Raw genomic sequence first — 21,703 nt, 5'->3', positions numbered from 1 at the left:
GTTTAGACAACGAAATCTACTAACCGATGGAACGCCGTGTGCGGTGAAAGTCGCATGCACGGTGTGAAGTGGGGGAAAAGCCTGAGATGATATCAGGGGCTTACCTATCACTATAGAACAGCGACTTTGTGTATATGCTCAACCAGGCTGGCGGTGACCGGCAGATTCTGGCCAAGCAGCTCAACATCAGCCCCCACCAGCTCTCCTATGTGACCCATTCCGGCGAGGGCGAGGGGCTTTTGTTTTACGGAAATGTCATTCTGCCGTTCATTGACCGGTTCCCGAAGGATACCGAGCTGTACGCCGTAATGACCACCAAACCCAACGAAATCAAAAAGGAGGCGTAAATTTATGGATACTTCTATCTTCAAACAGGACGCACTGGCAAAGAAAAAAGTGTCGGTGCTGGCAGATACCACGCAGGCTCTGTCCACCTTTGTTCAGGCCCAGCGCGTGGGCGCAAGGCTCAATGAGCGCGGACTTGCCGGGATTCTGCGTCTGGCCGAGCTGCAATCCCAGCTTGTCCCGGATTGGGACAAGAACCACTTTGACGGAAAGGCACTGTTCATTCTCTGCTCCCTTCTGACGGAGCTGATGCTGAATGTGTCCAGCGTTCCCGGCGATCTGGCTGTCTATGGCGAGCTGGAGTCCATGCTGGAAGAAATCGCTGACGGTGAGTGGTTTGAGTAAGCAGAACAATCCCCGCCTCCAGTTTACCGATGCCGAGCGCGAGGATTCCCGGCTGAAAGAACATATCCGCAAGGCAGATAAGGCCGCTGACAAAGCGGAGGAGGCGCGGGCCAAAATTCCCAAGAAAAAGAAGAAAGTCAAAAAGCGCACTGTTGACCCGGCCACCGGGAAGAAAACGGCGCGCCTTCGTTTTGAGGAAGTGGATCAGCCTGCACCGGCCTCTAAACTGACCCATGCTGTTACAGCGGCACCCGGTCAGGCGCTTGTCGTTCAGATGCATCGCAAAATCGGAGAGACCGAGGAGGACAATGTGGGCGTGGAAAGCGCCCACCGTCTGGAGGAAACTGCCGAGGGCGGCGCACATCTGGCCGCTTCTGCCCACCGTTCCCAAAAGCTGCGGCCCTACCGGGCTGCGGCGAGGGCAGAGAAAAAGCTGGAAAAGGCCAATGTCAATGCCTTGTATCAGAAAGCTATGCAGGACGATCCGGCCAGCTTCAGCAACCCGCTTTCCCGTTGGCAGCAAAAGCAGGCTATCAAAAAGCAGTATGCCGCCGCCAAACGTACTGGACAGACTGCCGGTACTGCGGCAAAAGCTGCGGACAATACGGCCAAGGCCGCCAAAAAGACTGCCGAGGAGACAAAAAAGGCAGGCAGCTTTGTCTGGCGGCACCGGCGCGGATTCGGTATTGCCATCGCGCTGTTTCTCATTCTGTGCTTTTTCCTGAACAGCCTTTCCTCCTGTTCGATTCTGCTGGAGGGCGGAATGTCCGGCCTCGCTGGTTCCACCTATCCCTCCCGTGATGAGGATATGCTGGGTGCGGAAGCTGCCTATGCACAGATGGAGGCTGAACTTCAGTATGAGATCGACCATTATGAGAGCCTGCACAGCGGATATGACGAGTATCACTATGACCTGGATGAGATCAAGCACGACCCCTATGTGCTGATTTCCATTCTCACCGCCTACCATCAGGGAGAATGGACGCTTTCTGAGGTACAGGGAACGCTTGCCATGCTTTTTGACCGTCAGTACATGCTCACTGAAAATGTGGTGGTGGAAACCCGCTACCGCACCGAAACCTCCACGGACCCGGAAACCGGAGAAGAAACCAGTGAAGAAGTCCCCTATGACTATTACATCTGCTATGTAACCCTGGAAAACTTCGATCTGTCCCATCTGCCAGTCTATATCATGGGTGAGGAACAGGTCAGTATGTACGCCGTGTATATGGCGACCCTGGGCAACCGGCCGGACTTGTTCGCAGGCAATCCCAATGCCTCCACCAGAGAGGACTATCTGGATTACGATGTACCGCCGGAGGCGCTGGAGGATGAAGTCTTTGCCGCCATGTTAAAGGAAGCGGAGAAATACCTGGGCTACCCCTATGTGTGGGGCGGTTCCAACCCCAGCACTTCTTTTGACTGCTCCGGTTTTGTGAGCTGGGTCATCAACCACTCCGGCTGGAACATGGGCAGGCTGGGCGCACAGGGACTTTGCGACATCTGTACCCCGGTGTCCTCCTCCAACGCACGCCCCGGCGATCTGATTTTCTTCAAGGGGACCTATGATACGCCGGGCGTCAGCCATGTGGGTATCTATGTGGGCGATGGGATGATGATCCACTGCGGAAATCCCATCTCTTACGCCAGCATCAATACATCGTACTGGCAGCAACACTTTTACACCTTTGGCCGTTTGCCGTAAAGGAGGGATTTTACCATGAACGCCAAGATCAACAAGCTCCGCAGTGAGCTGGATAAAAACAAGAACAAAATCTCCGAGCTTCAGAGCCGCAACCGGGAAATTGAGCGGCAGATTACAGAGCTGGAGAACAACGACATTCTGGAGCTGATTCACGCGCACAGTCTGGATATTACCCAGCTTGCCGCGCTGATCCAGACCATGAAAACCGACCCTGCCGCTGTCATGCGGGGAGAAATGGAGGAATCTGACCATGAAGAAATCTAAGCTGCGTTTCCTGACCTGTCTGGCTGTATGTGTTCTCTGCATGAGCGCCTTTTCTGTCACGGCCTTTGCGGGCGGCGGCCCGGAATTTGAGGAAACGGAACCCATTGAAACTGTGTCGGAGCCGGAATGCGGCGAACCACTGTCCGAGGGAACGGACATCGTGACCCGCGACCTGCTTTATGACAAGGCCACCAATAAGCAATTCATCACCATTGAGGACCGGGACGGCAATATCTTCTATCTGGTGATCGACTATGATGCGCCGGTAAATGAGGACGAGGAACAGTTCAAGACCTACTTTCTGAATCCGGTGGATACGGACGATCTGGCGGCGCTGGCCGAGGAAGAAGAAACATCGCCCGTGGTCTGCACCTGTTCAGAAAAATGCGCGGCAGGCGCAGTCAATACGAGCTGCCCCGTCTGCGCCACCAATATGACCGAGTGCGCCGGTAAGGAAACCAAGCCTGCTGAACCGGAGCCGGAACCCACTACGGAACCAGAGCCGGAGCCGGAAAAGAGCAATTCGGCTGCCGGTCTGCTGGCATTGCTGCTGATTGCAGCCCTGGGTGGCGGCGGTGCCTTTGCCTACATCAAGTTCATCAAAAACAAGTCGAAAACCAAGACCTCCCCTGATCTGGATGATTATGACTTTGAGGACGAGGAGGATGATGCGGAAGTGCCGGAGGATGAACTGGACGATGAGGAGGACGGCGCGGGAAGTGAGGGTAAATGACCTACTTCACCAACAGTCCCTTTGAACGCATGATGCAGCAGAAGCCGATGGGCGGGCGGGAAACCTGCCCTTCGGCGCTGCCGAAAAACCACCGCTGCTATGGCTGCTCCAGCTATGGACGGGCTTGTTTCGGCCTGTGTCATCGTGACCTTATCATCAAGCCCAAACCCAAGGAAGGAGGAACCACGAAATGAAGCTGGTCATTGCGGAAAAGCCCTCTGTGGCAAAATCCATCGCTGCGGTTCTCGGCGCGAATATCCGGAAGGAGGGCTATCTGGAGGGCGGCGGTTTTCTTGTCTCCTGGTGCGTGGGCCATCTGGTGGAATTGGCCGATGCCTCCGCCTACGGAGAAAACTACGCCAAATGGACGCTGGCCGACCTGCCGATTCTGCCGGAGCATTGGGCCTACACCATTCTCCCGGACAGCAGAAAACAGTTTGATACCCTGAAAAAGCTCATGGAACGTCCGGATGTGGCCTCTCTGGTGTGCGCCACTGATGCCGGGCGCGAAGGTGAGCTGATCTTCCGGCTGGTCTATGAACAGGCGAATTGTAAAAAGCCGGTGGAACGGCTCTGGATTTCTTCAATGGAGGATAGTGCCATTCGGGACGGTTTTGCCCACTTGAAACCCTCGGCGGACTATGACCGGCTTTATGAGGCGGCCCTGTGCCGGGCGCGGGCAGACTGGCTGGTAGGTATCAATGCCACCCGTCTTTTTTCCACCTTGTATCACCGCACCTTGAACATTGGACGAGTGATGACCCCAACCCTTGCGCTGATCGTTCAGCGGGAAGCGGCCATTGACGCTTTCAAGCCGACCCCGTTTTATACAGTGACAGTGGCGTTCCCTGATTTTACGGCTGCATCGGAGCGGATCACGGACAAGACCCAGGCGGAGGCCCTTCAAGCGGCTTGCCTCACGGCAGCTCATGCCACGGTCAAATCCGTGGAGCGCAAAGAAAAGGCAGAAAAGCCGCCTGCCCTCTATGATTTGACGACCCTTCAGCGAGAAGCCAACCGGCTGTTGGGATTCACCGCCCAGCAGACGCTGGACTATTTACAGAGCCTCTATGAAAAGAAGCTGGCAACCTACCCCCGTACCGACAGCCGGTATCTGACTTCGGATATGGCCGGAAGCCTGCCGATGCTGGTCAATAACACTGCCGAAACCATGCCGTTTGCGGAGAAGTTGACCATTCGCTGTAATTCCGCCCAGGTTGTTGACGATTCCAAGGTCAGCGACCATCACGCAATCATTCCCACGCAGGGTATCCGGGAAACGGATCTTTCGGCCCTGCCTGCCGGAGAGCTGGCCCTTTTACAGCTCATTTCTGCCCGGCTGCTGTGTGCTGTGGGCCAGCCCCATGCCTATGCAGAAACTTCTGTTGTGGTAGAATGTGCCGGTCAGGAATTTAAGGCCAAAGGCCGTGCTATCTTAAATCCCGGATGGCGGGAGCTGGACGGGCATTACAAAGACACTCTGAAAAACAAGCCGGATCCGGAAAAGGAGGCCAAGGCTTTGCCGATTCTTTCTGAAGGTGACACCCTCTCTGTGGTAACTGCTGCCGTGAAAGAGGGAAAAACCTCTCCACCGGCCCATTTTACGGAGGACACGCTGCTTTCTGCGATGGAGACTGCCGGTGCCGGAGAAATGCCGGAGGATGCGGAGCGAAAAGGACTGGGAACACCGGCCACCCGTGCCGGGATTCTGGAAAAGCTCATTAAGGTGGGCTTTGTAGAGCGAAAAAAGGTCAAAAAGGCTACCCATCTGATGCCTACCCATGAGGGCGTGGCCTTGATCACGGTACTGCCGGACCAGATACAGTCCCCCTCCATGACTGCCGAGTGGGAGCATCGCCTGAAAGAGATCGAGCGCGGCGGTGCGGAGCCTGATGCGTTTCTTTCTGAGATCTCTGCTATGCTCACAGAATTAACCGGCCGCTATGAGGCGGTAAAAGATGCTGCTGCACTGTTTCCCAGCGATAAAGAGAGTCTGGGTAAATGTCCCCGCTGCGGGGCCTCCGTGGTGGAGATCAGCAAGGGATTCGTCTGTGAAAACCGGGACTGCGGCTTTGCTATCTGGAAAGAAAACAAGTTTTTCACGGCCAAGAGAAAGAAGCCGACCAAGGCACTGGTGACGGAGCTGCTGTCCAACGGACGGGCAAGGCTCACCGGCTGCTACTCTGAAAAAACCGGAAAGACCTATGACGCTACGGTGGTGCTGGATGATACCGGCGGCAAATATGTGAGCTTCAAGCTGGAGTTTGACGCAGCCGGTCCGAAGCAGAGGTAATAGTCTATGAAGCTGTCCAAATACGAACAGGAAACCATTATCCTCTACAATCAGGCCGAACTGACAGCCAGCGTTTATACCCATGACCCCAAGCTGCTGGAGAAGCTGGCCCGGCTGTCTGAGAAATATCCGCAGCAGATCCAGCCGGACGGCCCGAACCGTTACATTGTTCCCAAGGGCTGTGTGCTGGTCCGGGAGCCGTACAGCGAAGAACGCCGCAAAGCAGCTAGTGCACGTGCTAAAATGGCTGGATGTGCACCGCCAAGAAACTTCAAAAAATAAAAAATCATTCTATCTGATTATGACAATTTATGCTATAATATGCCATGAATGGAGGGGTGCTTGTGAGTCAACAAGAAAATAAAGATAATGAATCAGGCTGCGGTAAAAAATGCACTGTTAAGGATATCGTGAAAATTATTATATCCGTCACAATTGCGCTTATTTCTATCATTTTTACCGTTCTCATCTGTTTTTCAATTTATCGTACAGGCTTTACTGTAGATAGCATACTCTCAACGTTACTTGCGTTTTTTTCAATTTTTATCTCTATCTTTTTCTACTTCAAGGCAGATGAGACAAGCAGCAAGTTTTATGACAGTTCATATGATTTTATGAAAGATCAGTCTGTTCTACTGGGACGGATTGAAGAACGCTTTGGCGAAAAATTTGAAAATCTTTTTTCTCGTATAGATCATTTGGATTCTGGACAGGCAGAAAAAGAGACTGAACTTCATGGAAAAACAGATGAAATTTCTGATATTATAGAAAATTTAATAACAACCCTTGATGCGCATGCGAAGTCAGGAAAAACGGAAGAGTTATTAGCAGAGCTTCAAAAATATCGTTCTGAATTAGCTGAAAAAAGCTCGGAATACAATCTCCTAGTCGAAAACCTTCAAGAGATGCGCCAAGAGGCACAAGAAACATCTCACTATATTAAGACAATCCAGTCTTTATTGCCTAACAACTTTTCGGATCGGGTGTTAAGTTTCTTTGCAAAACTCAACGAAAAAGATGTTAGCTACTTATTACGATGTGGTGGTCGCATTCAAAGTTCGCACAAAACATACCGCTTAGCCAGATCCTATGGGCTATGTGACGAAAAAGGGCGGATTTCTTCTGAATTACAAAAGGCTTTAGATAGCGTTCGATTTAATCATCAAAGATATTATTATTAATATAAGTGGTAAAACACTCAAAGGAGCAACCGGAAGCGGTTGCTCCTTTTTTGCCTAAAACTTGATTCAGGAAGGAGCTGACTAACTATGCCAGAGCAGAAAGTTACCAATAAAGAACGATTACGGGAGATCACCGAGGGCATTGAGCAGGGCATCAAAGACCTGTTTCAGAGCGACAAATATATGCAGTACCTCCGCGTCATGTCCCGATTCCATCATTATTCCGTCAACAACGTAATGCTCATTCATATGCAAAAACCGGACGCCACTCAAGTGGCCGGTTTCAACAAGTGGCGCGATCAGTTTGGCCGCCATGTGAAACGCGGTGAAAAGGGTATCAAGATTATTGCGCCCACGCCCTATAAGAAAAAGGTGGAGGAAATCAAGCGCGATCCCGACACCAAGGCCCCGCTTCTGGACAAGGACGGCAATGCCATTGTGGAGGAAAAAGAAGTCCAGATACCCATGTTCAAGGTGGTGTCCGTATTTGATGTATCACAGACGGAGGGCAGGCCGTTGCCCCAGCTTGCCAGCGACCTGACCGGAAATGTGCAGCACTATGAGATTTTCATGGAGGCCCTGCGCCGTTCTTCCCCGGTTCCGATAGAAATGGAGCCGATGGCCGCCAATATGGACGGCTATTTTGATACGGAAAACCAGCGCATTGCCATCCGCACAGGCATGAGCGAGGTTCAGACAATCTCAGCTGCAATTCATGAGATCACCCACGCGAAGCTCCACAACCCGGAGAAAACTGAGGCTGTTCCATCATGGAAAGTGGTTATGGTGAGTGAGGGCAGCACCCGGCACGATTACAGCCAGGGCTTTGAAACGGGAGCTGCTGCGGAGGCTTTTGCGGCTGACGCCGGTTGGCGGTATGTGGATGAGAACCAGTTTGAATGGCGGCTTGAAGTTGAGGAAGATACCTCTGTGGTACAGGACGCAATCAAAAGCCGGAATACCGAGGAAGTGGAGGCCGAAAGCGTCTCCTACGCCGTCTGCCAGTATTATGGCATCCAGACCGGCGAGAACAGCTTCGGCTATATCGCCTCCTGGAGCAAGGGCAAGGAACTGTCGGAACTCCGGGCCAGTCTGGAAACCATCAATAAGACGGCCAATGGTCTGATTACGGACATTGACCGCCATTTTGCAGAGATTTGCAAGGAACGTGGCATTGACCTGACGGCGGAGGCTGCCGAGCCGCAGCCTGCCAGCCAGCAGATGCAAAGTGAGGTGGCTCCGTGCGAGGAAGATCAAGTGCAGGATGTTTCCGTTTCCGTCCAGACAGTTGAAGCTTCCATTGAGCAGAAAACACCCTTCCCGGAAAGCCAGGTTCCGCCTACCTCCATGTTGCCGGATGCACCGGAGCAGGCGCTGGACGAATATCCCATGCCGGATGAAGTCCTGCAAGCGGCCGATCTGGAAGCCTGCGGCTACATGGACGGTGATATGCTTCCCCTCTCTAAAGAAAGGGCCTTGGAGCTGTACGATATGGATTTGACTGTCTATGCCATAGTGAGCGGAGGTAGCGCGGAAATGCTGTTTGACCAGGAGGAATTTGAAACCCAGGCTCCAGGCACCGTCTTTGCTATTTCCCGCGAGGAATGGGAGCAAAGCTCCATGTTCCATGAAAAAATCATGGAGCGTCAGCAGCATCAGGAAGAACGGGAAGCCGCTTTCCTGGCCCACACAGGCGACTGTTTTGCTATTTATCAGGTAAGCCGTGAGGACCCGAACAACGTGCGGTTTATGAATGTGGACTGGATGCAGTCTCACGGATTGGCCATTGAGCGCGGTAATTACGATCTGATCTATACCGGACAGCTTACGGAAAAAGGAACTACGGAACAAAAACTGGAAATGCTTTATGAGACATTCAATCTCCATCATCCGGCAGACTATCACAGCGCCTCTCTTAGCGTCAGCGACATCGTTGCCGTCAAGCAAAACGGCGTGGTATCTTGTCACTACTGCGACAGCGTTGGATTTCAGGAGCTTCCTGGCTTTCTGCCCCAAGATAATCCGTTAAAAAATGCAGAGATGTCTGTGGAGGACGATTACGGCATGATTGACGGCATCATCAATAACGGTCCCCGGCAGACCGTGGCCGAGCTGGAACAGCAGGCCCGTTCCGGGCAGCCTATTTCACTGATGGATTTGGCCGAGGCTGTCCACCGGGAGGACCGGGAAAAGAAAAAGTCCGTGATGGAGCAGCTTCACAGCCAGCCGAAACAGGAACACAAAAAGACAGCGCCCAAAAAGAGCGCGGAAAGGGAGATTTGATATGGGAAACTTTACTTTTGACGAGATCAATCTGATGTGCATTTACAACACCGGTACGCGCCAGGGCCTGATGGACGCCTTAAAGGAGATGCGGGAATACCTGGAACCGGACGAAATGGAGCTGACAGCTATCACCGATTCCACGCTGGAAAAGCTCTCTGCCATGACGGATGCGGACTTTGCGGCACTGGAGCTGTACCCGGACTTCGATGACAAGGAGGACGCGGATGCCGAGTAAACTGCAAAGCTATGCACAGATGGCCGAACAGGTAGCCGCCGGGCTGACCGGCAGCTTCCAGCGATGGACGGCTTTTCTTACCACCGCAGCCCGGCTTTATAAGTATCCGTTCCCGGAGCAGATGATGATTTTTGCCCAGCGGCCCGATGCTACCGCCTGTGCAGAATATGACCTCTGGAACAATACAATGGGCCGTTATGTGCGGCGTGGTTCCAAGGGAATTGCTCTCCTGGATGACAGCGGCGACCGACCGAAACTGCGCTATGTGTTTGATGTTTCCGATACCGGCGGGCGTGAAAACGCCCGTCAACTTTATCTCTGGCAGTATCGCCCGGAACATGAAGCCCCGGTGACGGAGACGCTGGAAAAAGCCTATGATATTCCAGCAGAACACGGCCTTGCCGACCAACTGGAAAAGGTGGCTGCCCAGCTTGCTGATGAATATTGGTCAGAGAACCAGCGTGACATTCTCCACATCGTTGACGGTTCCTTCCTGGAGGAATATGATGATTTCAACATCGGAGTAGCCTTCCGAAGTGCCGCCACCGTCAGCATCACTTACGCGCTGATGTCCCGCTGCGGACTGGAGCCGGAAGCCTATTTCGAGCATGAGGATTTCCTGAGTATTTTTGATTTCAATACCCCCGCCGTGGTCACAGCTTTGGGTACAGCGGTCAGCCAGTCCAGCCAGGAAGTGCTGCGGCAGATTGGCGCAACCATCAAACACTACGAATATGAAAGGAGCCAGGCAAATGAACGAACTGCATTATATCCAGAACGGGGATTATCAGATTCCCACACTTATCTTGGAGGAACAGCCTCCGCAGAAGCCTCTGGGCAAGTATGGCAGGATGCGGAAAACCTATCTGAAGGAACATCGGACGGTGCTTTACAACAACCTTCTTCTGACCGGGAAGCTGACAGCGCACCTGCAGGAGATAGACGAGGCAGCGAACAGCCGTCTGGAGCAGATGATCCCAGAGCTGGCGAAAGCGGCGGGCGCAACGGAGAGCCTGAAATACAGCCACCCGATGCGCTGGGTGGGCCTGATGAACAACTGCAAGGCCCAGGCGGAGGAGATTATCCTGACGGAGCTTATCAACAACTGACATTAAACCTGTTCCTGTCTGAGCAGGGGCAAATCCAGAATATCCAGCAAGCGGAGAGCCGACAGCCCTCCGCTTTTTCTATGCCCCAACCGGAGCCTGCAAAACCGGCCCCGGAACTGGCGCGGCCCGTGGATACCCAGGCCGCTATTGATGCAGCACTCCAGGAATGGAATGGCGACATCAGAAGCAAGCAGGCCGTTGTCCGTTATATGAAAAATCATGCCCGCGATAAGGATACGGCGGCATGGCTGAAGCAAGAGTATGGCGATGATCTTCCGGCCTTTCCGGTTCCGGCTGCTGCCACGGATTTGCCGTGGGCAAAGGTACAGCGCCGGATTGCCCAGCTCATCAAGGAGGATCGGTTTTTTACAGAAGAAGAACAGAACCGCTTTGATGATATTGACCCTATTGCTATCCGGGAAGCCCTGGAACAGCGCGGGATCGTGGGCGGTCAGGTAGTTGACCCCGAAAAGTTGGATCAGGACCCGTTCATCCAGCAAGTGACCGCAGATGTGGAGCGCGTTGCTCAAGAGGAACAGGCCCAGGCTCCCGATCTGTCCGGCCAGCCCATTACCCGTCAAGGCGATACCATTACCATCGGGGACGGCGAAACCACCCATGAGGTTGATATAACCGTATCCGATGAGGAATGGCAGCAGATTCAGGATGCGCTTCCCGACACAGCAGGTCGCAGCCAGCAAGTCCCGCCCTACCATGTAGGCGATACTGTCTATCTGGATGATACCGCATTTGAGATTACCAGCATTGGTCTGTTTGATGTGCAGCTCCGTGACCCGGCGCTCTCTATCCCCATTTTCCGGGCAGAAAGCAAGGAACGGTTTGAGCAGCTCTTGCAGAAAGACCTCCGAAACGGCTCCATCACGGAATTTCTCTCTGCGGATTCGTCCAAAGCAAACGATGATCTGCGGGAGGTGCTTACCTCTGGGTTGTTAACAGACCGGGATAAAGCCTATATTTCCGGCTGGCTGCGCTCCGGTGAGGGCAATAAGCGTATTTCTCAGCGACTTTCCGAAACCTTTGCGGGCCGGACCGAGACAATGGAACTTGTCACCGGCGACACGGCTGACTTTTCCACTTCCACCACCGGCATGGAGGTAGAAATACAGGACAAGTACGATACCAAGCTGGGCATCTCCTGGGATGAGACTGCGCGGCTGCTCCGCGCCCTGTATCAGCAGGGACTTGACGGCCTTTCTCCTGAAACAAAGCTCCCGGCACCCGCCCATTTAGAGGGTGTTCCAACTTATAAGGTGGGCGATACCGTCAAGCTGCCTTTCGCAGACCGGGAGATCTCCGGTACCATCGGTTACATCGGGGATATGGATGTCCGCATTGACACCGGCCCCTATTCCTGGAGCCATGAAACCTTCAATCGGGAAATCTTCGAGGAACGGCTGCGTCAGGACGAGCGCAACGCCAGATTGTTTGCACCAGAACCAGCAAAAGATGAAAGAATGGAATTTTCCTCTGAAACTGTTACGGTTTATCCGGGATACAAGAACGGCCTGCCCTATGATGTGGTCATTGAACGGCTTCATGTAGAGGAACCTGAGCATGACCCACCAAGCCAGGTTCCCACAGAAAACTTCCGTATCACAGACGATCATCTGGGTGAGGGCGGCTCAAAAGCGAAGTTCCGTATGAATGTGGACGCTATCCGCACCTTACAAGAAATTGAAGCACAAGGACGCAGCGCTACCCCTGCCGAGCAGGAGGTCTTGTCCCGGTATGTGGGCTGGGGCGGCCTTGCCGATGCCTTTGATGAAAGCAAGCCGGGTTGGGCCAATGAGTACCAGGAGCTTCTTACCCTTCTGACCCCGGAGGAATACGCCTCAGCCAGAGCGTCTACCCTGAACGCCCACTACACCAGCCCCACGGTCATCCGCGCCATTTATGAAGCTGTCGGCAACATGGGTTTTACCGCTGGCAATATTCTGGAACCAGCCTGCGGTGTCGGCAACTTCTTCGGTATGCTGCCGGAGGAAATGACCGGCTCCCGGCTGTACGGTGTAGAGCTGGATTCCGTCAGCGGACGCATCGCAAAGCAGCTCTACCCCAAAGCGGATATTACGGTAGCCGGTTTTGAAACCACGGACCGGCGAGATTTCTACGATCTTGCCATCGGCAACGTGCCGTTTGGACAGTACAAAGTATCTGACCGGGCCTATGACAAGCTGGGGTTTTCCATCCATGACTACTTCTTTGCCAAGGCGCTGGATCAGGTGCGACCGGGCGGCGTGATCGCTTTCGTGACCTCCCGTTACACCATGGATAAGCAGTCCCCGGAGGTACGCCGGTACATTGCACAGCGTGCCGAGCTGCTGGGAGCCATCCGACTGCCCAACAATGCGTTCAGGGCCAATGCCGGTACGGATGTGGTCTCCGATATTATCTTTCTGCAAAAGCGTGACCGGCCCATCGACATTGAGCCGGACTGGGTGCATTTGGGGCAAAACGAGGATGGCTTTGCGATCAACAGCTACTTTGTGGACCACCCGGAGATGATCTTAGGCAGACAGACCTCCGAAAGCACCCAATATGGCAGGCAGGACTTCACGGTTGCACCGATTGAGGGGCTGGAGCTGGCCGATCAGCTCCATGACGCTGTGAAATACATTCGCGGCACCTATCAGGAAGCTGAGCTGCCGGAGCTGGGCGAGGGTGAAGAAATCGACACCTCCATCCCAGCAGACCCCAACGTGAAAAACTACTCCTATGCTGTGGTGGATGGGGAGGTGTACTTCCGGGAAAACAGCCGCATGGTAAAACCGGACCTGAACGCCACCGCCGAGGCCCGCGTCAAAGGAATGGTTGCTCTCCGCGACTGTGTGCATCAGCTTATTGACCTTCAGATGGACGAGTACACGCCGGATTCGTCCATTCGGGAAAAGCAGGAGGAATTGAAACGGCTTTATGATGCGTTTTCCGCCAAATATGGGCTTATCAATGACCGAGGAAACCGGCTGGCCTTTTCGGACGATTCTTCTTACTATCTCCTGTGTGCGCTGGAAGTGCTGGACGAGGACGGGAAGCTGGAGCGCAAGGCGGATATGTTCACCAAACGTACTATCAAGCCCCACAAGGCTGTGACCACGGTGGACACCGCCAGCGAAGCCCTTGCCGTTTCCATTGCGGAAAAAGCCAGGGTGGATATGGAGTATATGTCCCAGCTGACCGGTAAACCCACCGAGGAAATTGCGGCCGAGCTGACCGGCGTAATCTTCAAAGACCCGGCCTATGGCAGCGATCCGCTTTCCGGCTGGCAGACCGCAGACGAATATCTGTCCGGCAATGTCCGACAGAAGCTCCGGGCCGCACAGCGGGCAGCTGAACGCGATCCGGCTTTTGCCGTCAATGTGGAAGCCCTGAAAGCCGCTCAGCCCAAGGACCTGGACGCATCGGAGATCGAAGTTCGCCTGGGTGCTACCTGGATTGATAAGGAATATATCCGTCAGTTCATGTACGAAACCTTTGACACGCCCCGGTATCTACGCGGCTCCATTGATGTGAACTATTCCGCTTACACCGCCGAGTGGCAGATCACCGGCAAGACGCAGATACCCTACAACAACATCGCGGCCTATACCACCTATGGCACAGACCGCGCCAACGCTTACCGTATCCTGGAGGATTCTCTGAATCTCCGGGATGTTCGCATTTATGACACTGTGGAGGACGCAGACGGCAGGGAGCGCCGGGTGCTGAATGCCAAGGAAACCACCCTGGCCGCACAGAAACAGCAGGCCATTCGGGATGCCTTCAAGGACTGGATTTGGAGAGACCCGGAACGGCGGCAGGCCCTGGTACGCCAGTACAACGAGGAAATGAACAGCACCCGCCCCCGCGAGTATGACGGAAGCCATATCGTTTTCTCCGGTATGAACCCGGAAATCACCCTGCGGGAGCATCAGAAAAGTGCTATCGCCCATGTGCTGTACGGCGGGAATACGCTGCTGGCCCATGAAGTAGGCGCGGGCAAAACCTTTGAAATGGTTGCCGCTGCCATGGAATCCAAGCGGCTGGGCCTGTGCCAGAAATCCATCTTTGTGGTGCCGAACCATCTGACCGAGCAATGGGCCTCAGAGTTCCTGCGGCTGTACCCATCTGCAAATATTCTCGTCACCACTAAAAAGGACTTTGAGGCCCACCGGCGCAAGAAGTTCTGCGCCAGGATCGCCACCGGCGACTATGATGCAATCATCATTGGCCACTCCCAGTTTGAGCGTATTCCTATCAGCAAGGAGCGTCAGGAGCGGCTGTTGCAGGAGCAGATTGCAGAAATCACCGAGGGCATTTCCGAGGTGGAATCCAGCGGCGGCGAACGGTTTACCGTCAAGCAGTTGGAGCGTACCAAGCGCGGGCTGGAAGCACGGCTTGAAAAGCTGCAAGCCGATCACAGAAAGGATGATGTGATTACTTTTGAACAGCTGGGCGTTGACCGGCTGTTTGTAGATGAGGCGCACAATTACAAGAATTTGTTCCTCTACACAAAGATGAGAAATGTGGCTGGCCTATCCACCACGGATGCCCAGAAATCCTCCGATATGTTCGCCAAATGCCGCTACATGGATGAGATCACCGGGAGCCGTGGCGTGGTCTTTGCTACCGGCACCCCGGTTAGCAATTCTATGACCGAGCTATATACCATGCAGCGGTATTTACAGTATGACCGGCTGCAAGAGCTGGGCATGACACACTTTGACTGCTGGGCTTCCCGGTTTGGAGAAACCGTCACCGCCCTGGAGCTGGCCCCGGAAGGCACGGGCTACCGGGCAAGAACCCGCTTCTCCAAGTTCTTTAACCTGCCGGAGTTAATGACCTTGTTCAAAGAAGTCGCGGATATTAAAACCTCCGATCAGCTGCATCTGCCGACACCGGAGGTGGAGTATCACACGGTTGTGGCAAAACCCACAGAGCATCAGCAGGAAATGGTGCAGGCCCTGTCTGAACGCGCTGCCCTGGTACATGGAGGATCAGTAGACCCTTCCACCGATAATATGCTCAAAATCACCTCGGATGGCCGAAAACTGGGCCTTGACCAGCGAATCATAAACCCGCTGCTGCCCGATGAAACAGGGACGAAAGTCAACCAGTGTGTTGCAAACATTATGCAGATTTGGCGGGACGGGCAGGCTGAGAAGCTGACCCAGCTGGTATTCTGCGACATTTCCACACCGAAACCGGCACCATCCAAAAAGGTTGCTAAAGCCGTCAGCGGAAATCTGGATAGCCCGGAGATTCACGCTTTAGAAACTGCCATCCCCATGCCGGAGCCGGAACCGGAATTTTCCGTCTATGAGGACATCCGCCAAAAGCTGATTGCCGGGGGTGTACCACCAGAGCAGATTGCTTTTATCCATGAGGCCAACACCGAGGTGCGGAAAAAGGAGCTGTTCAGCAAAGTACGCACCGGCCAAGTGCGTGTTCTGATCGGCAGCACATCCAAAATGGGAGCCGGAACCAACGTGCAGGATCGCCTTGTGGCACTCCATGACCTGGATTGTCCTTGGCGGCCCGGCGACCTGGAACAGCGTAAAGGCCGTATTGAGCGCCAGGGCAACCAGAATGAGCGTGTCCATGTGTTCCGTTATGTGACAGAGGGTACATTTGATGCCTATCTCTGGCAGACCGTGGAGAACAAACAGAAGTTCATTTCACAGATCATGACCAGCAAATCCCCGGTGCGCTCCTGTGACGATGTGGATGAAACGGCGCTGTCCTTTGCAGAAATCAAGGCCCTGTGTGCCGGTGATCCCCGCATCAAAGAGCGTATGGATTTGGAAGTGGATGTATCCCGTCTGAAGCTGATGAAGGCTGACCACCAAAGCAAGCAGTTCCGTCTGGAGGACAATCTGCTGAAATACTTCCCGGAACAGATCGAAAAGGACAAGGGCTTCATCGCCGGGCTTCAGGCAGATATGCAAACTCTCGCTGCTCATCCGCACCCAGAGGACGGATTTGCCGGAATGGAAATCCGGGGTGATACGCTGGTTGACAAAGAAAATGCCGGTGCCGCGCTCTTGGATGCCTGTAAAGAAGTAAAAAGCTCCGAGCCGGTGCAGATTGGCAGCTATCGGGGCTTTACCATGTTCGTCAGCTTCAACGCTTTCGAGAAGCAGTATGAGCTGACGCTGCGCGGAGAAATGAGCCATAAAACGACCCTGGGATCTGACCCGCGCGGAAATCTGATCCGTATCGACAACGCACTGGCACAGATGCCTGGGCGTATGGCCAGTGTGCAGGCTCAGATGGACAACCTGTACCAGCAACAGGAGGCGGCCAGAGCCGAAGTTGGCAAGCCGTTTCCCCACGAACAGGAGCTTCAGGAAAAATCCGCAAGGCTGGCGGCTTTGGATATGGCACTGAACATAGACGGCAGAGGACGTTCACAGCCGGAACCGTCTGCCATTGCCAAAAGTGAACGACCCTCGGTTCTGGACAGGCTGAAAACGCCGCCGGTTCACGGAACACCAGACCGGCCACACAAAAAAGAAATGGAGGTAAGATAAGATGAACAATCAGGAACTGAATACGGCGCTCTATGAGAAGATGTTTGCCGAGCAGGAAGCCTACCGGAAGTGGCTGCTCACGCAGCCCCCGGAAGAAATATTGAATCACACCTATGAATACACCATCCGGGAGGACATTCTGCTGTCGCTGGAATACCATGACCTGACGGACGCTCAGGCTGCTGCGCTTTTGAAATTGCCCTCTCCGCTGGCAGATGTGTTCAAGGAATTTGACCATAGGGAAACTGATCACATGGATCAGATTTTCTATGCGATGGAGGAATGGGCAGACGATGTACTGGAGGCGGAGAAAAAACAGCGGCGCATCCTGCGGGAGACACCGGTTTATCGTTATCCCGCGAGCTATGCCCGTGAGCATGATGAACTGGAACAATACCGGGCCTCTCACAAAGCAAATGTGGCTTGCAAGGAGGCCATCGAAGCAGCGATTTCCGCCCATTACAGCGATAACCGGTTGGGCAAGGAGGCTGCGCTGAAGGTGATCGAAGCCTTTGGCATGGAGCGCACCATGTATGTTCTGGCCAATACTGTTCGGCATAAGGACTGGGATGGGCGAATCTCCCAAGGCAATAAGAGGTGGGCCATGACGATTCCGGTTTTTGAGGATACTGATTCGTGGGGCCATGACCGCAACACGGAATTTGTGGTTGACAAATCGCATCCTGGTCTGACGGACCTCTTTGTAGATCAGGCGCGCCGGGAACAGCTTCTGCGGACGCCGCTGACCGATGAAGAAATCCAGAGGGAGGCCCAACGGCTGATTACGGTGCTTCGAGCGCCAAAGGAACCCAACAGCCCCAATGGCACACACTTCATGGCGCAGGTTTCACCGGACTTTCTGGCACGGGCTTCCACCAAGGATACGGACCGGCTCATGGCAACGCTGCCGTTTCGCTCCACCACCTTCTCCGGCCTGAATGACCGCAAGGGGTATTTTGTCCTGATTACCAAAGACGAGGACCGGAGCCAGCCGCTCAGAAAGCTCCGCCGTTCTGTGCGGAAGGACCTCCAGAAAACCTCCGCTAAGTCAGCCCCTGCGGCTTCTAAAAAGCATAAGCAGGAACGGGAGGCCCGGTGATGGCGCACCGGAAACGGACGGTTCAGCTCCACTTCATGGTGACGGAACACGAGCGGGAGCTGATTCGTCAGAAGATGGAACAGCTCGGCACCAACAACCTGGGTGTTTATCTCCGCAAGATGGCGGTGGACGGCTATATTGTCAAGCTGGATTTGCCGGAGCTGCGTGAATTGCTTTCCCTTCTGCGGCGTACCAGCAACAACATCAATCAGGTGGCCCGCCGGGTGCATCAGACCGGGAATGTTTACGATACGGATTTGGAGGATATTCTCCAAAAACAGGAAGCAATCTGGGCCGGGGTGAATGAGATATTGGCCCGGCTGAATGAGGTTTCGTGAATGGGGACTGTTCCCCTGATTGCAGAGGGAGAACGGCCAGAAACAGGCTGCGCTCCCTCCGCTTTTCTTTTATGTCCGCATCCTTGCGTTTCTATGGGATGTCTGGGTACAATAAGAACAGCAAAAGTTAAATGGCAAGGAGCTGAACAATCGTGCTGACAAACGAAAAGGTATTGGAAATTTTTAAGGACTATATAGATGCAGATGAAGCCCTGGATATTCTCTCCACAAGACGGGGATATGCGGTGATGCTTTGGGACTTTGCCCATCGGGACTGGTCGGATGTGGTGTGCTGCCAAACCCCGGAGGCCCTGTTTGATAAGCTGCTGGGTTCCTATGCCTTGTATCAGGAGTTTCTGATGATCCGGGACAAGAGCGACAGTAAGGGTGAAATCAGCGAAGCGGAAAGGGCGCAAATTCAGGAAATGTGCCTGCCATATCTGGAGAAACGAAAGGAGGCAGAAACAAAATGAGATTACTTCTGAAGGTGTTGGCAGCGCCAATCGTTGTGCTGCTGACGGTATTTGTTTGGCTGTGCGCTCTGCTCATAAATCTCTCTGCGTTTGTGTTCGGCCTTGCCGGAATGGTAGTGGGCTTTTTAGGACTGGCGGTGCTGGTTACTTACTCGGTTCAGAACGGTATCATTCTGCTGGTGATTGCGTTTCTGGTCAGTCCATTCGGACTTCCCATGCTGGCCGTCCGGCTGCTGGGTTTCTTGCAGGACGCCAATTACACACTGCGGGATTTTATAAAAGCATAACAACATGGGGCCAGCTCGAAAGGGCTGGCCTTTCTCATGCCATCAGGGAAGGAGGTTTTTACTGTGGCAACAACACGCCTGATCCCCATGCACAAAATCAAAAATCAATCCATTTCTTATACAGTCCATGAGCGGATTGACTATGCCATCAATCCGAACAAGACCCTGGGAGGAGAGCTGGTAACAGCCTTTGGCTGCGACCCTGCCACCGCCGCCAATGAAATGCTGCTGACCAAGCGGGCCTATGCGGACTTTACTGGAAAAGAAATTTCACAGTCGGATGTGCTGCTGTATCAGATCCGGCAGTCCTTCAAGCCCGGCGAAGTGACGCCGGAGCAGGCCCAGCAGATCGGCTACGAGTTAGCCATGAGCTGGACAAAAGGCAAGCATCAATTCGTTGTGGCCACGCACATCGACCACGCGCATATCCATACGCATATCATCTTCAATTCCACCCGGATGGATGGGCAGCACAAGTACCGGAACTTCCTCGGCTCCAGCTTCGCTCTACGCCGGGCCAGTGACCGTCTGTGTCTGGAAAACGGTCTCTCTGTCATTGAAAATCCGAAGTCCGGCAATACGCATTACGGCAAGTGGCTGGGCGACCAAAAGAAACTGTCCTTTCAGGATAAGCTCCGGCAGGCGATTGACGCGGCTCTTGCTGAAAAGCCGAAGGACTTTGATGCGTTCCTGAAGCTGATGCGGGAGGCCGGTTATGAGTATAAGCCTGGAAAGCAGCCTGCTTTTCGAGGCCCGGGCCAGAAGAAGTTTACCCGGCTCCGCTCTCTGAAGGACGGTTACTCCGAGGGAGATATTCTCTCAATCATTGTTGGAGAAAAGGAGCTTTCCCCGGTCCGGAAGAACGCAAAGAAAATCCAGTCCCAGCGCGTCAATCTGCTGGTGGACATCCAGGCCAAACTGGCCGAGGGTAAAGGTGCCGGATATGCGCGGTGGGCGCAGAGCTTCAACCTGAAGCAGATGGCGCAAACGCTGAATTTCCTGACTGAGCGAAAGCTGCTGGACTACGGAACGCTCTGTAAGAAAACGGATGAAGTTACCGTCCGATACCATGAGCTGTCCGATCAGATCAAGGCTGTGGAGACGCGCATGGCAGAGATCACCGAACTCCGTAAGCACATCATCAACTATGCCAAGACCCGTGAGGTATATGTGGCCTATCGGAAAGCCGGATACTCCAAAAAGTTTCTGGCCGAACATGAGGCGGAGATTCTGCTTCACAAGGCAGCAAAAAAGGCTTTTGACGAAATGGGAATCAAGAAAATGCCCACCATCAAAAGCCTCCAGGCCGAATATGCCGGTCTGTTGACCGAGAAGAAAAAACTCTACCCTGTATACTCCGGCATTCGCCAGGAAATGCGCGATTTGCAGATGGCAAAGGCCAATGTTGCCCGGCTGCTTGGGTATGATGAAAAAGATTCGGAGAAAGAAAAAGAGGCTCAGCGCAAAGAACAACGCTGACCTTCTTGCCTATGGTTGCCCAGAGAAAAGCACCTGGTTTTTTCTCCGGCAACCTATCGGGCTTCTGCCCGGAAAAGCGTTCCAACGGAACGCGCAGCCAGCTCCGCCAAGGAGCTGTTTTGGGGGATTGGGGACCTCCCCAACAAGCAATTTTGCAGAGCAAAAATGCAGAGTGTGTACCACTCTGCATTGCTTGCCAGTTTTGTTGTACGGAGAAAATTCCCTTGGTGGCGAAATATAATTGACTTTTCACACGAAGATGCCTATAATATAAATGAACAGTTCATTCAATGGAGAGGGGCGATAAATTTGAATCAACGGATTAAGGACATAGCAGACGCTGCCACTCGGCTATTCCTGCAACAAGGTTATGCGAAAACACAAATCAGCCATATTGCAAAAGCGGTAGGTGTTTCTGTCGGTACGATTTATCTCGATTTCACGGGGAAAAAGGAGATCATGCACTTTATTCTGAAATGCACCGTTGACCCCGGCTTTATGGAGCGTGAGTTTGAGCGGCCTATAACAGACGACCTATTTACAGGATTAGAAGATGAGATTATAGCTCTCTTTGAAAAATCGGGAAATGAATTTGCTGCACATCTTCAAAATGGCATTGCTGATTATGATTTTGAAACCCTAATTAGTGACGCCTTTGATATTCTCGCCCGGTATGCGGTTGGCTGCCTGTTCATTGAAAAAAACCAGTTTGATTTTAAGAATCTGGCACAGCATTACATGACATACAGAAGAAAATTCCTGGATACCATGATGGGTTATATTCGCGCGTTTATTGAACAGGGAACGGTTCGCCCGCTGGAGCATCTTGAGTTATCCACGACATTGATCATTGAAATACTCTCATGGTGGGCAATGGATATTCGTTATACGTCTTTTGAAACGAAAGATATTCCTATGGATTTGGCGAAACAGATCTGCATGGATAATATCGTGGCCGCATACAAGCGATAAATTAGCAGGGCCTTGCGCCCTCTAATTTT

General features: G+C 53.3%; 19 protein-coding genes and 1 pseudogene. 19 read left to right on the top strand and 1 reads right to left on the bottom strand.

Going from position 1 to position 21,703, the window contains the following annotated elements; genetic code table 11:
• Positions 1 to 116: 116 nt before the first annotated feature.
• The 11 genes and pseudogenes from FYJ45_RS23530 to FYJ45_RS23480 form a co-directional block, all read left to right on the top strand.
• Positions 117 to 347, top strand: a pseudogene (locus FYJ45_RS23530) (conjugal transfer protein TraE); the annotation flags it as partial.
• Positions 348 to 351: 4 nt separating this feature from the next.
• On the top strand, positions 352 to 690 hold the full coding sequence (locus FYJ45_RS23525; protein ID WP_154467469.1) for a DUF3851 family protein: 339 nt from the start codon (positions 352 to 354) through the stop codon (positions 688 to 690).
• Positions 674 to 2,395 carry a C40 family peptidase gene (locus FYJ45_RS23520; protein WP_321170298.1) on the top strand — a complete coding sequence of 574 codons (1,722 nt, stop codon included), beginning with the start codon at positions 674 to 676 and terminating at the stop codon, positions 2,393 to 2,395. The genes FYJ45_RS23525 and FYJ45_RS23520 overlap by 17 nt, the downstream gene beginning before the upstream one ends.
• A gap of 15 nt (positions 2,396 to 2,410) precedes the next feature.
• Positions 2,411 to 2,659, top strand: a complete 249-nt coding sequence (locus tag FYJ45_RS23515; RefSeq protein ID WP_154467467.1) for a DUF4315 family protein — start codon at positions 2,411 to 2,413, stop codon at positions 2,657 to 2,659.
• Positions 2,646 to 3,392 carry a DUF4366 domain-containing protein gene (locus FYJ45_RS23510; protein ID WP_154467466.1) on the top strand — a complete coding sequence of 249 codons (747 nt, stop codon included), beginning with the start codon at positions 2,646 to 2,648 and terminating at the stop codon, positions 3,390 to 3,392. The genes FYJ45_RS23515 and FYJ45_RS23510 overlap by 14 nt, the downstream gene beginning before the upstream one ends.
• The gene (locus FYJ45_RS23505) at positions 3,389 to 3,586 is read left to right on the top strand and encodes a hypothetical protein (RefSeq protein WP_057572683.1); all 198 of its coding nucleotides are present in this window, start codon (positions 3,389 to 3,391) and stop codon (positions 3,584 to 3,586) included. The genes FYJ45_RS23510 and FYJ45_RS23505 overlap by 4 nt, the downstream gene beginning before the upstream one ends.
• Positions 3,583 to 5,685, top strand: a complete 2,103-nt coding sequence (locus FYJ45_RS23500) for a type IA DNA topoisomerase (protein ID WP_154467465.1) — start codon at positions 3,583 to 3,585, stop codon at positions 5,683 to 5,685. The genes FYJ45_RS23505 and FYJ45_RS23500 overlap by 4 nt, the downstream gene beginning before the upstream one ends.
• Before the next feature lie 6 nt (positions 5,686 to 5,691).
• Positions 5,692 to 5,967 carry an immunoglobulin gene (locus FYJ45_RS23495; protein ID WP_154467464.1) on the top strand — a complete coding sequence of 92 codons (276 nt, stop codon included), beginning with the start codon at positions 5,692 to 5,694 and terminating at the stop codon, positions 5,965 to 5,967.
• Positions 5,968 to 6,029: 62 nt separating this feature from the next.
• Entirely contained in the window at positions 6,030 to 6,866 is an 837-nt protein-coding gene (locus tag FYJ45_RS23490) for a hypothetical protein (RefSeq protein ID WP_154467463.1), read from the top strand.
• 87 nt (positions 6,867 to 6,953) lie between these two features.
• Positions 6,954 to 9,149 (top strand): YodL domain-containing protein, encoded by a 2,196-nt coding sequence (locus FYJ45_RS23485; protein ID WP_154467462.1) that lies wholly within the window; start codon positions 6,954 to 6,956, stop codon positions 9,147 to 9,149.
• Between the two features lies 1 nt (position 9,150).
• On the top strand, positions 9,151 to 9,387 hold the full coding sequence (locus tag FYJ45_RS23480) for a transposon-transfer assisting family protein (RefSeq protein WP_154467461.1): 237 nt from the start codon (positions 9,151 to 9,153) through the stop codon (positions 9,385 to 9,387).
• Between the two features lie 448 nt (positions 9,388 to 9,835).
• Here the strand turns inward: FYJ45_RS23480 and FYJ45_RS31105 are convergent, their stop codons facing one another.
• Positions 9,836 to 9,997, bottom strand: a complete 162-nt coding sequence (locus tag FYJ45_RS31105) for a hypothetical protein (RefSeq protein ID WP_235930981.1) — start codon at positions 9,995 to 9,997, stop codon at positions 9,836 to 9,838.
• Positions 9,998 to 10,139: 142 nt separating this feature from the next.
• Here FYJ45_RS31105 and FYJ45_RS31100 point away from each other — a divergent pair, with 142 nt between their 5' ends.
• The 8 genes from FYJ45_RS31100 to FYJ45_RS23445 all read left to right on the top strand — a co-directional run bounded on the left by FYJ45_RS31100 (position 10,140) and on the right by FYJ45_RS23445 (position 21,674).
• Positions 10,140 to 10,496, top strand: a complete 357-nt coding sequence (locus tag FYJ45_RS31100; protein WP_235930980.1) for a TnpV protein — start codon at positions 10,140 to 10,142, stop codon at positions 10,494 to 10,496.
• A gap of 80 nt (positions 10,497 to 10,576) precedes the next feature.
• Positions 10,577 to 17,026 carry an SNF2-related protein gene (locus tag FYJ45_RS23475; protein WP_330588811.1) on the top strand — a complete coding sequence of 2,150 codons (6,450 nt, stop codon included), beginning with the start codon at positions 10,577 to 10,579 and terminating at the stop codon, positions 17,024 to 17,026.
• A 1-nt stretch (position 17,027) separates the two neighbouring features.
• The gene (locus FYJ45_RS23470) at positions 17,028 to 18,125 is read left to right on the top strand and encodes a DUF3849 domain-containing protein (protein ID WP_154467459.1); all 1,098 of its coding nucleotides are present in this window, start codon (positions 17,028 to 17,030) and stop codon (positions 18,123 to 18,125) included.
• On the top strand, positions 18,125 to 18,463 hold the full coding sequence (locus FYJ45_RS23465; protein WP_154467458.1) for a plasmid mobilization protein: 339 nt from the start codon (positions 18,125 to 18,127) through the stop codon (positions 18,461 to 18,463). Before FYJ45_RS23470 ends, FYJ45_RS23465 begins: the two co-directional genes overlap by 1 nt.
• A gap of 152 nt (positions 18,464 to 18,615) precedes the next feature.
• The gene (locus FYJ45_RS23460) at positions 18,616 to 18,936 is read left to right on the top strand and encodes a hypothetical protein (protein ID WP_154467457.1); all 321 of its coding nucleotides are present in this window, start codon (positions 18,616 to 18,618) and stop codon (positions 18,934 to 18,936) included.
• Positions 18,933 to 19,223 carry a CD1845 family protein gene (locus tag FYJ45_RS23455; protein WP_154467456.1) on the top strand — a complete coding sequence of 97 codons (291 nt, stop codon included), beginning with the start codon at positions 18,933 to 18,935 and terminating at the stop codon, positions 19,221 to 19,223. Before FYJ45_RS23460 ends, FYJ45_RS23455 begins: the two co-directional genes overlap by 4 nt.
• Before the next feature lie 63 nt (positions 19,224 to 19,286).
• Positions 19,287 to 20,702, top strand: coding sequence for a relaxase/mobilization nuclease domain-containing protein (locus FYJ45_RS23450; RefSeq protein WP_321170297.1), 1,416 nt, complete (start codon positions 19,287 to 19,289; stop codon positions 20,700 to 20,702).
• Positions 20,703 to 20,867: 165 nt separating this feature from the next.
• Positions 20,868 to 21,674, top strand: coding sequence for a TetR/AcrR family transcriptional regulator (locus FYJ45_RS23445; protein WP_154467454.1), 807 nt, complete (start codon positions 20,868 to 20,870; stop codon positions 21,672 to 21,674).
• The last annotated feature ends 29 nt before the right edge of the window (positions 21,675 to 21,703 follow it).

This window comes from Eisenbergiella porci, assembly GCF_009696275.1.
Classification (GTDB): domain Bacteria; phylum Bacillota; class Clostridia; order Lachnospirales; family Lachnospiraceae; genus Eisenbergiella; species Eisenbergiella porci.
This window is presented reverse-complemented; position numbering and strand designations above follow the sequence as displayed.

What these genes read in the sequence shown, in the direction of transcription:
- FYJ45_RS23525 (WP_154467469.1), top strand. Translation starts at nt 352, where the DNA reads ATGGATACTTCTATCTTCAAACAGGACGCACTGGCAAAGAAAAAAGTG.
- FYJ45_RS23515 (WP_154467467.1), top strand. Translation starts at nt 2,411, where the DNA reads ATGAACGCCAAGATCAACAAGCTCCGCAGTGAGCTGGATAAAAACAAG.
- FYJ45_RS23510 (WP_154467466.1), top strand. Translation starts at nt 2,646, where the DNA reads ATGAAGAAATCTAAGCTGCGTTTCCTGACCTGTCTGGCTGTATGTGTT.
- FYJ45_RS23505 (WP_057572683.1), top strand. Translation starts at nt 3,389, where the DNA reads ATGACCTACTTCACCAACAGTCCCTTTGAACGCATGATGCAGCAGAAG.
- FYJ45_RS23500 (WP_154467465.1), top strand. Translation starts at nt 3,583, where the DNA reads ATGAAGCTGGTCATTGCGGAAAAGCCCTCTGTGGCAAAATCCATCGCT.
- FYJ45_RS23495 (WP_154467464.1), top strand. Translation starts at nt 5,692, where the DNA reads ATGAAGCTGTCCAAATACGAACAGGAAACCATTATCCTCTACAATCAG.
- FYJ45_RS23485 (WP_154467462.1), top strand. Translation starts at nt 6,954, where the DNA reads ATGCCAGAGCAGAAAGTTACCAATAAAGAACGATTACGGGAGATCACC.
- FYJ45_RS23480 (WP_154467461.1), top strand. Translation starts at nt 9,151, where the DNA reads ATGGGAAACTTTACTTTTGACGAGATCAATCTGATGTGCATTTACAAC.
- FYJ45_RS31105 (WP_235930981.1), bottom strand. Translation starts at nt 9,997, where the DNA reads ATGCTCGAAATAGGCTTCCGGCTCCAGTCCGCAGCGGGACATCAGCGC.
- FYJ45_RS31100 (WP_235930980.1), top strand. Translation starts at nt 10,140, where the DNA reads ATGAACGAACTGCATTATATCCAGAACGGGGATTATCAGATTCCCACA.
- FYJ45_RS23475 (WP_330588811.1), top strand. Translation starts at nt 10,577, where the DNA reads ATGCCCCAACCGGAGCCTGCAAAACCGGCCCCGGAACTGGCGCGGCCC.
- FYJ45_RS23470 (WP_154467459.1), top strand. Translation starts at nt 17,028, where the DNA reads ATGAACAATCAGGAACTGAATACGGCGCTCTATGAGAAGATGTTTGCC.
- FYJ45_RS23465 (WP_154467458.1), top strand. Translation starts at nt 18,125, where the DNA reads ATGGCGCACCGGAAACGGACGGTTCAGCTCCACTTCATGGTGACGGAA.
- FYJ45_RS23455 (WP_154467456.1), top strand. Translation starts at nt 18,933, where the DNA reads ATGAGATTACTTCTGAAGGTGTTGGCAGCGCCAATCGTTGTGCTGCTG.
- FYJ45_RS23445 (WP_154467454.1), top strand. Translation starts at nt 20,868, where the DNA reads ATGCAGAGTGTGTACCACTCTGCATTGCTTGCCAGTTTTGTTGTACGG.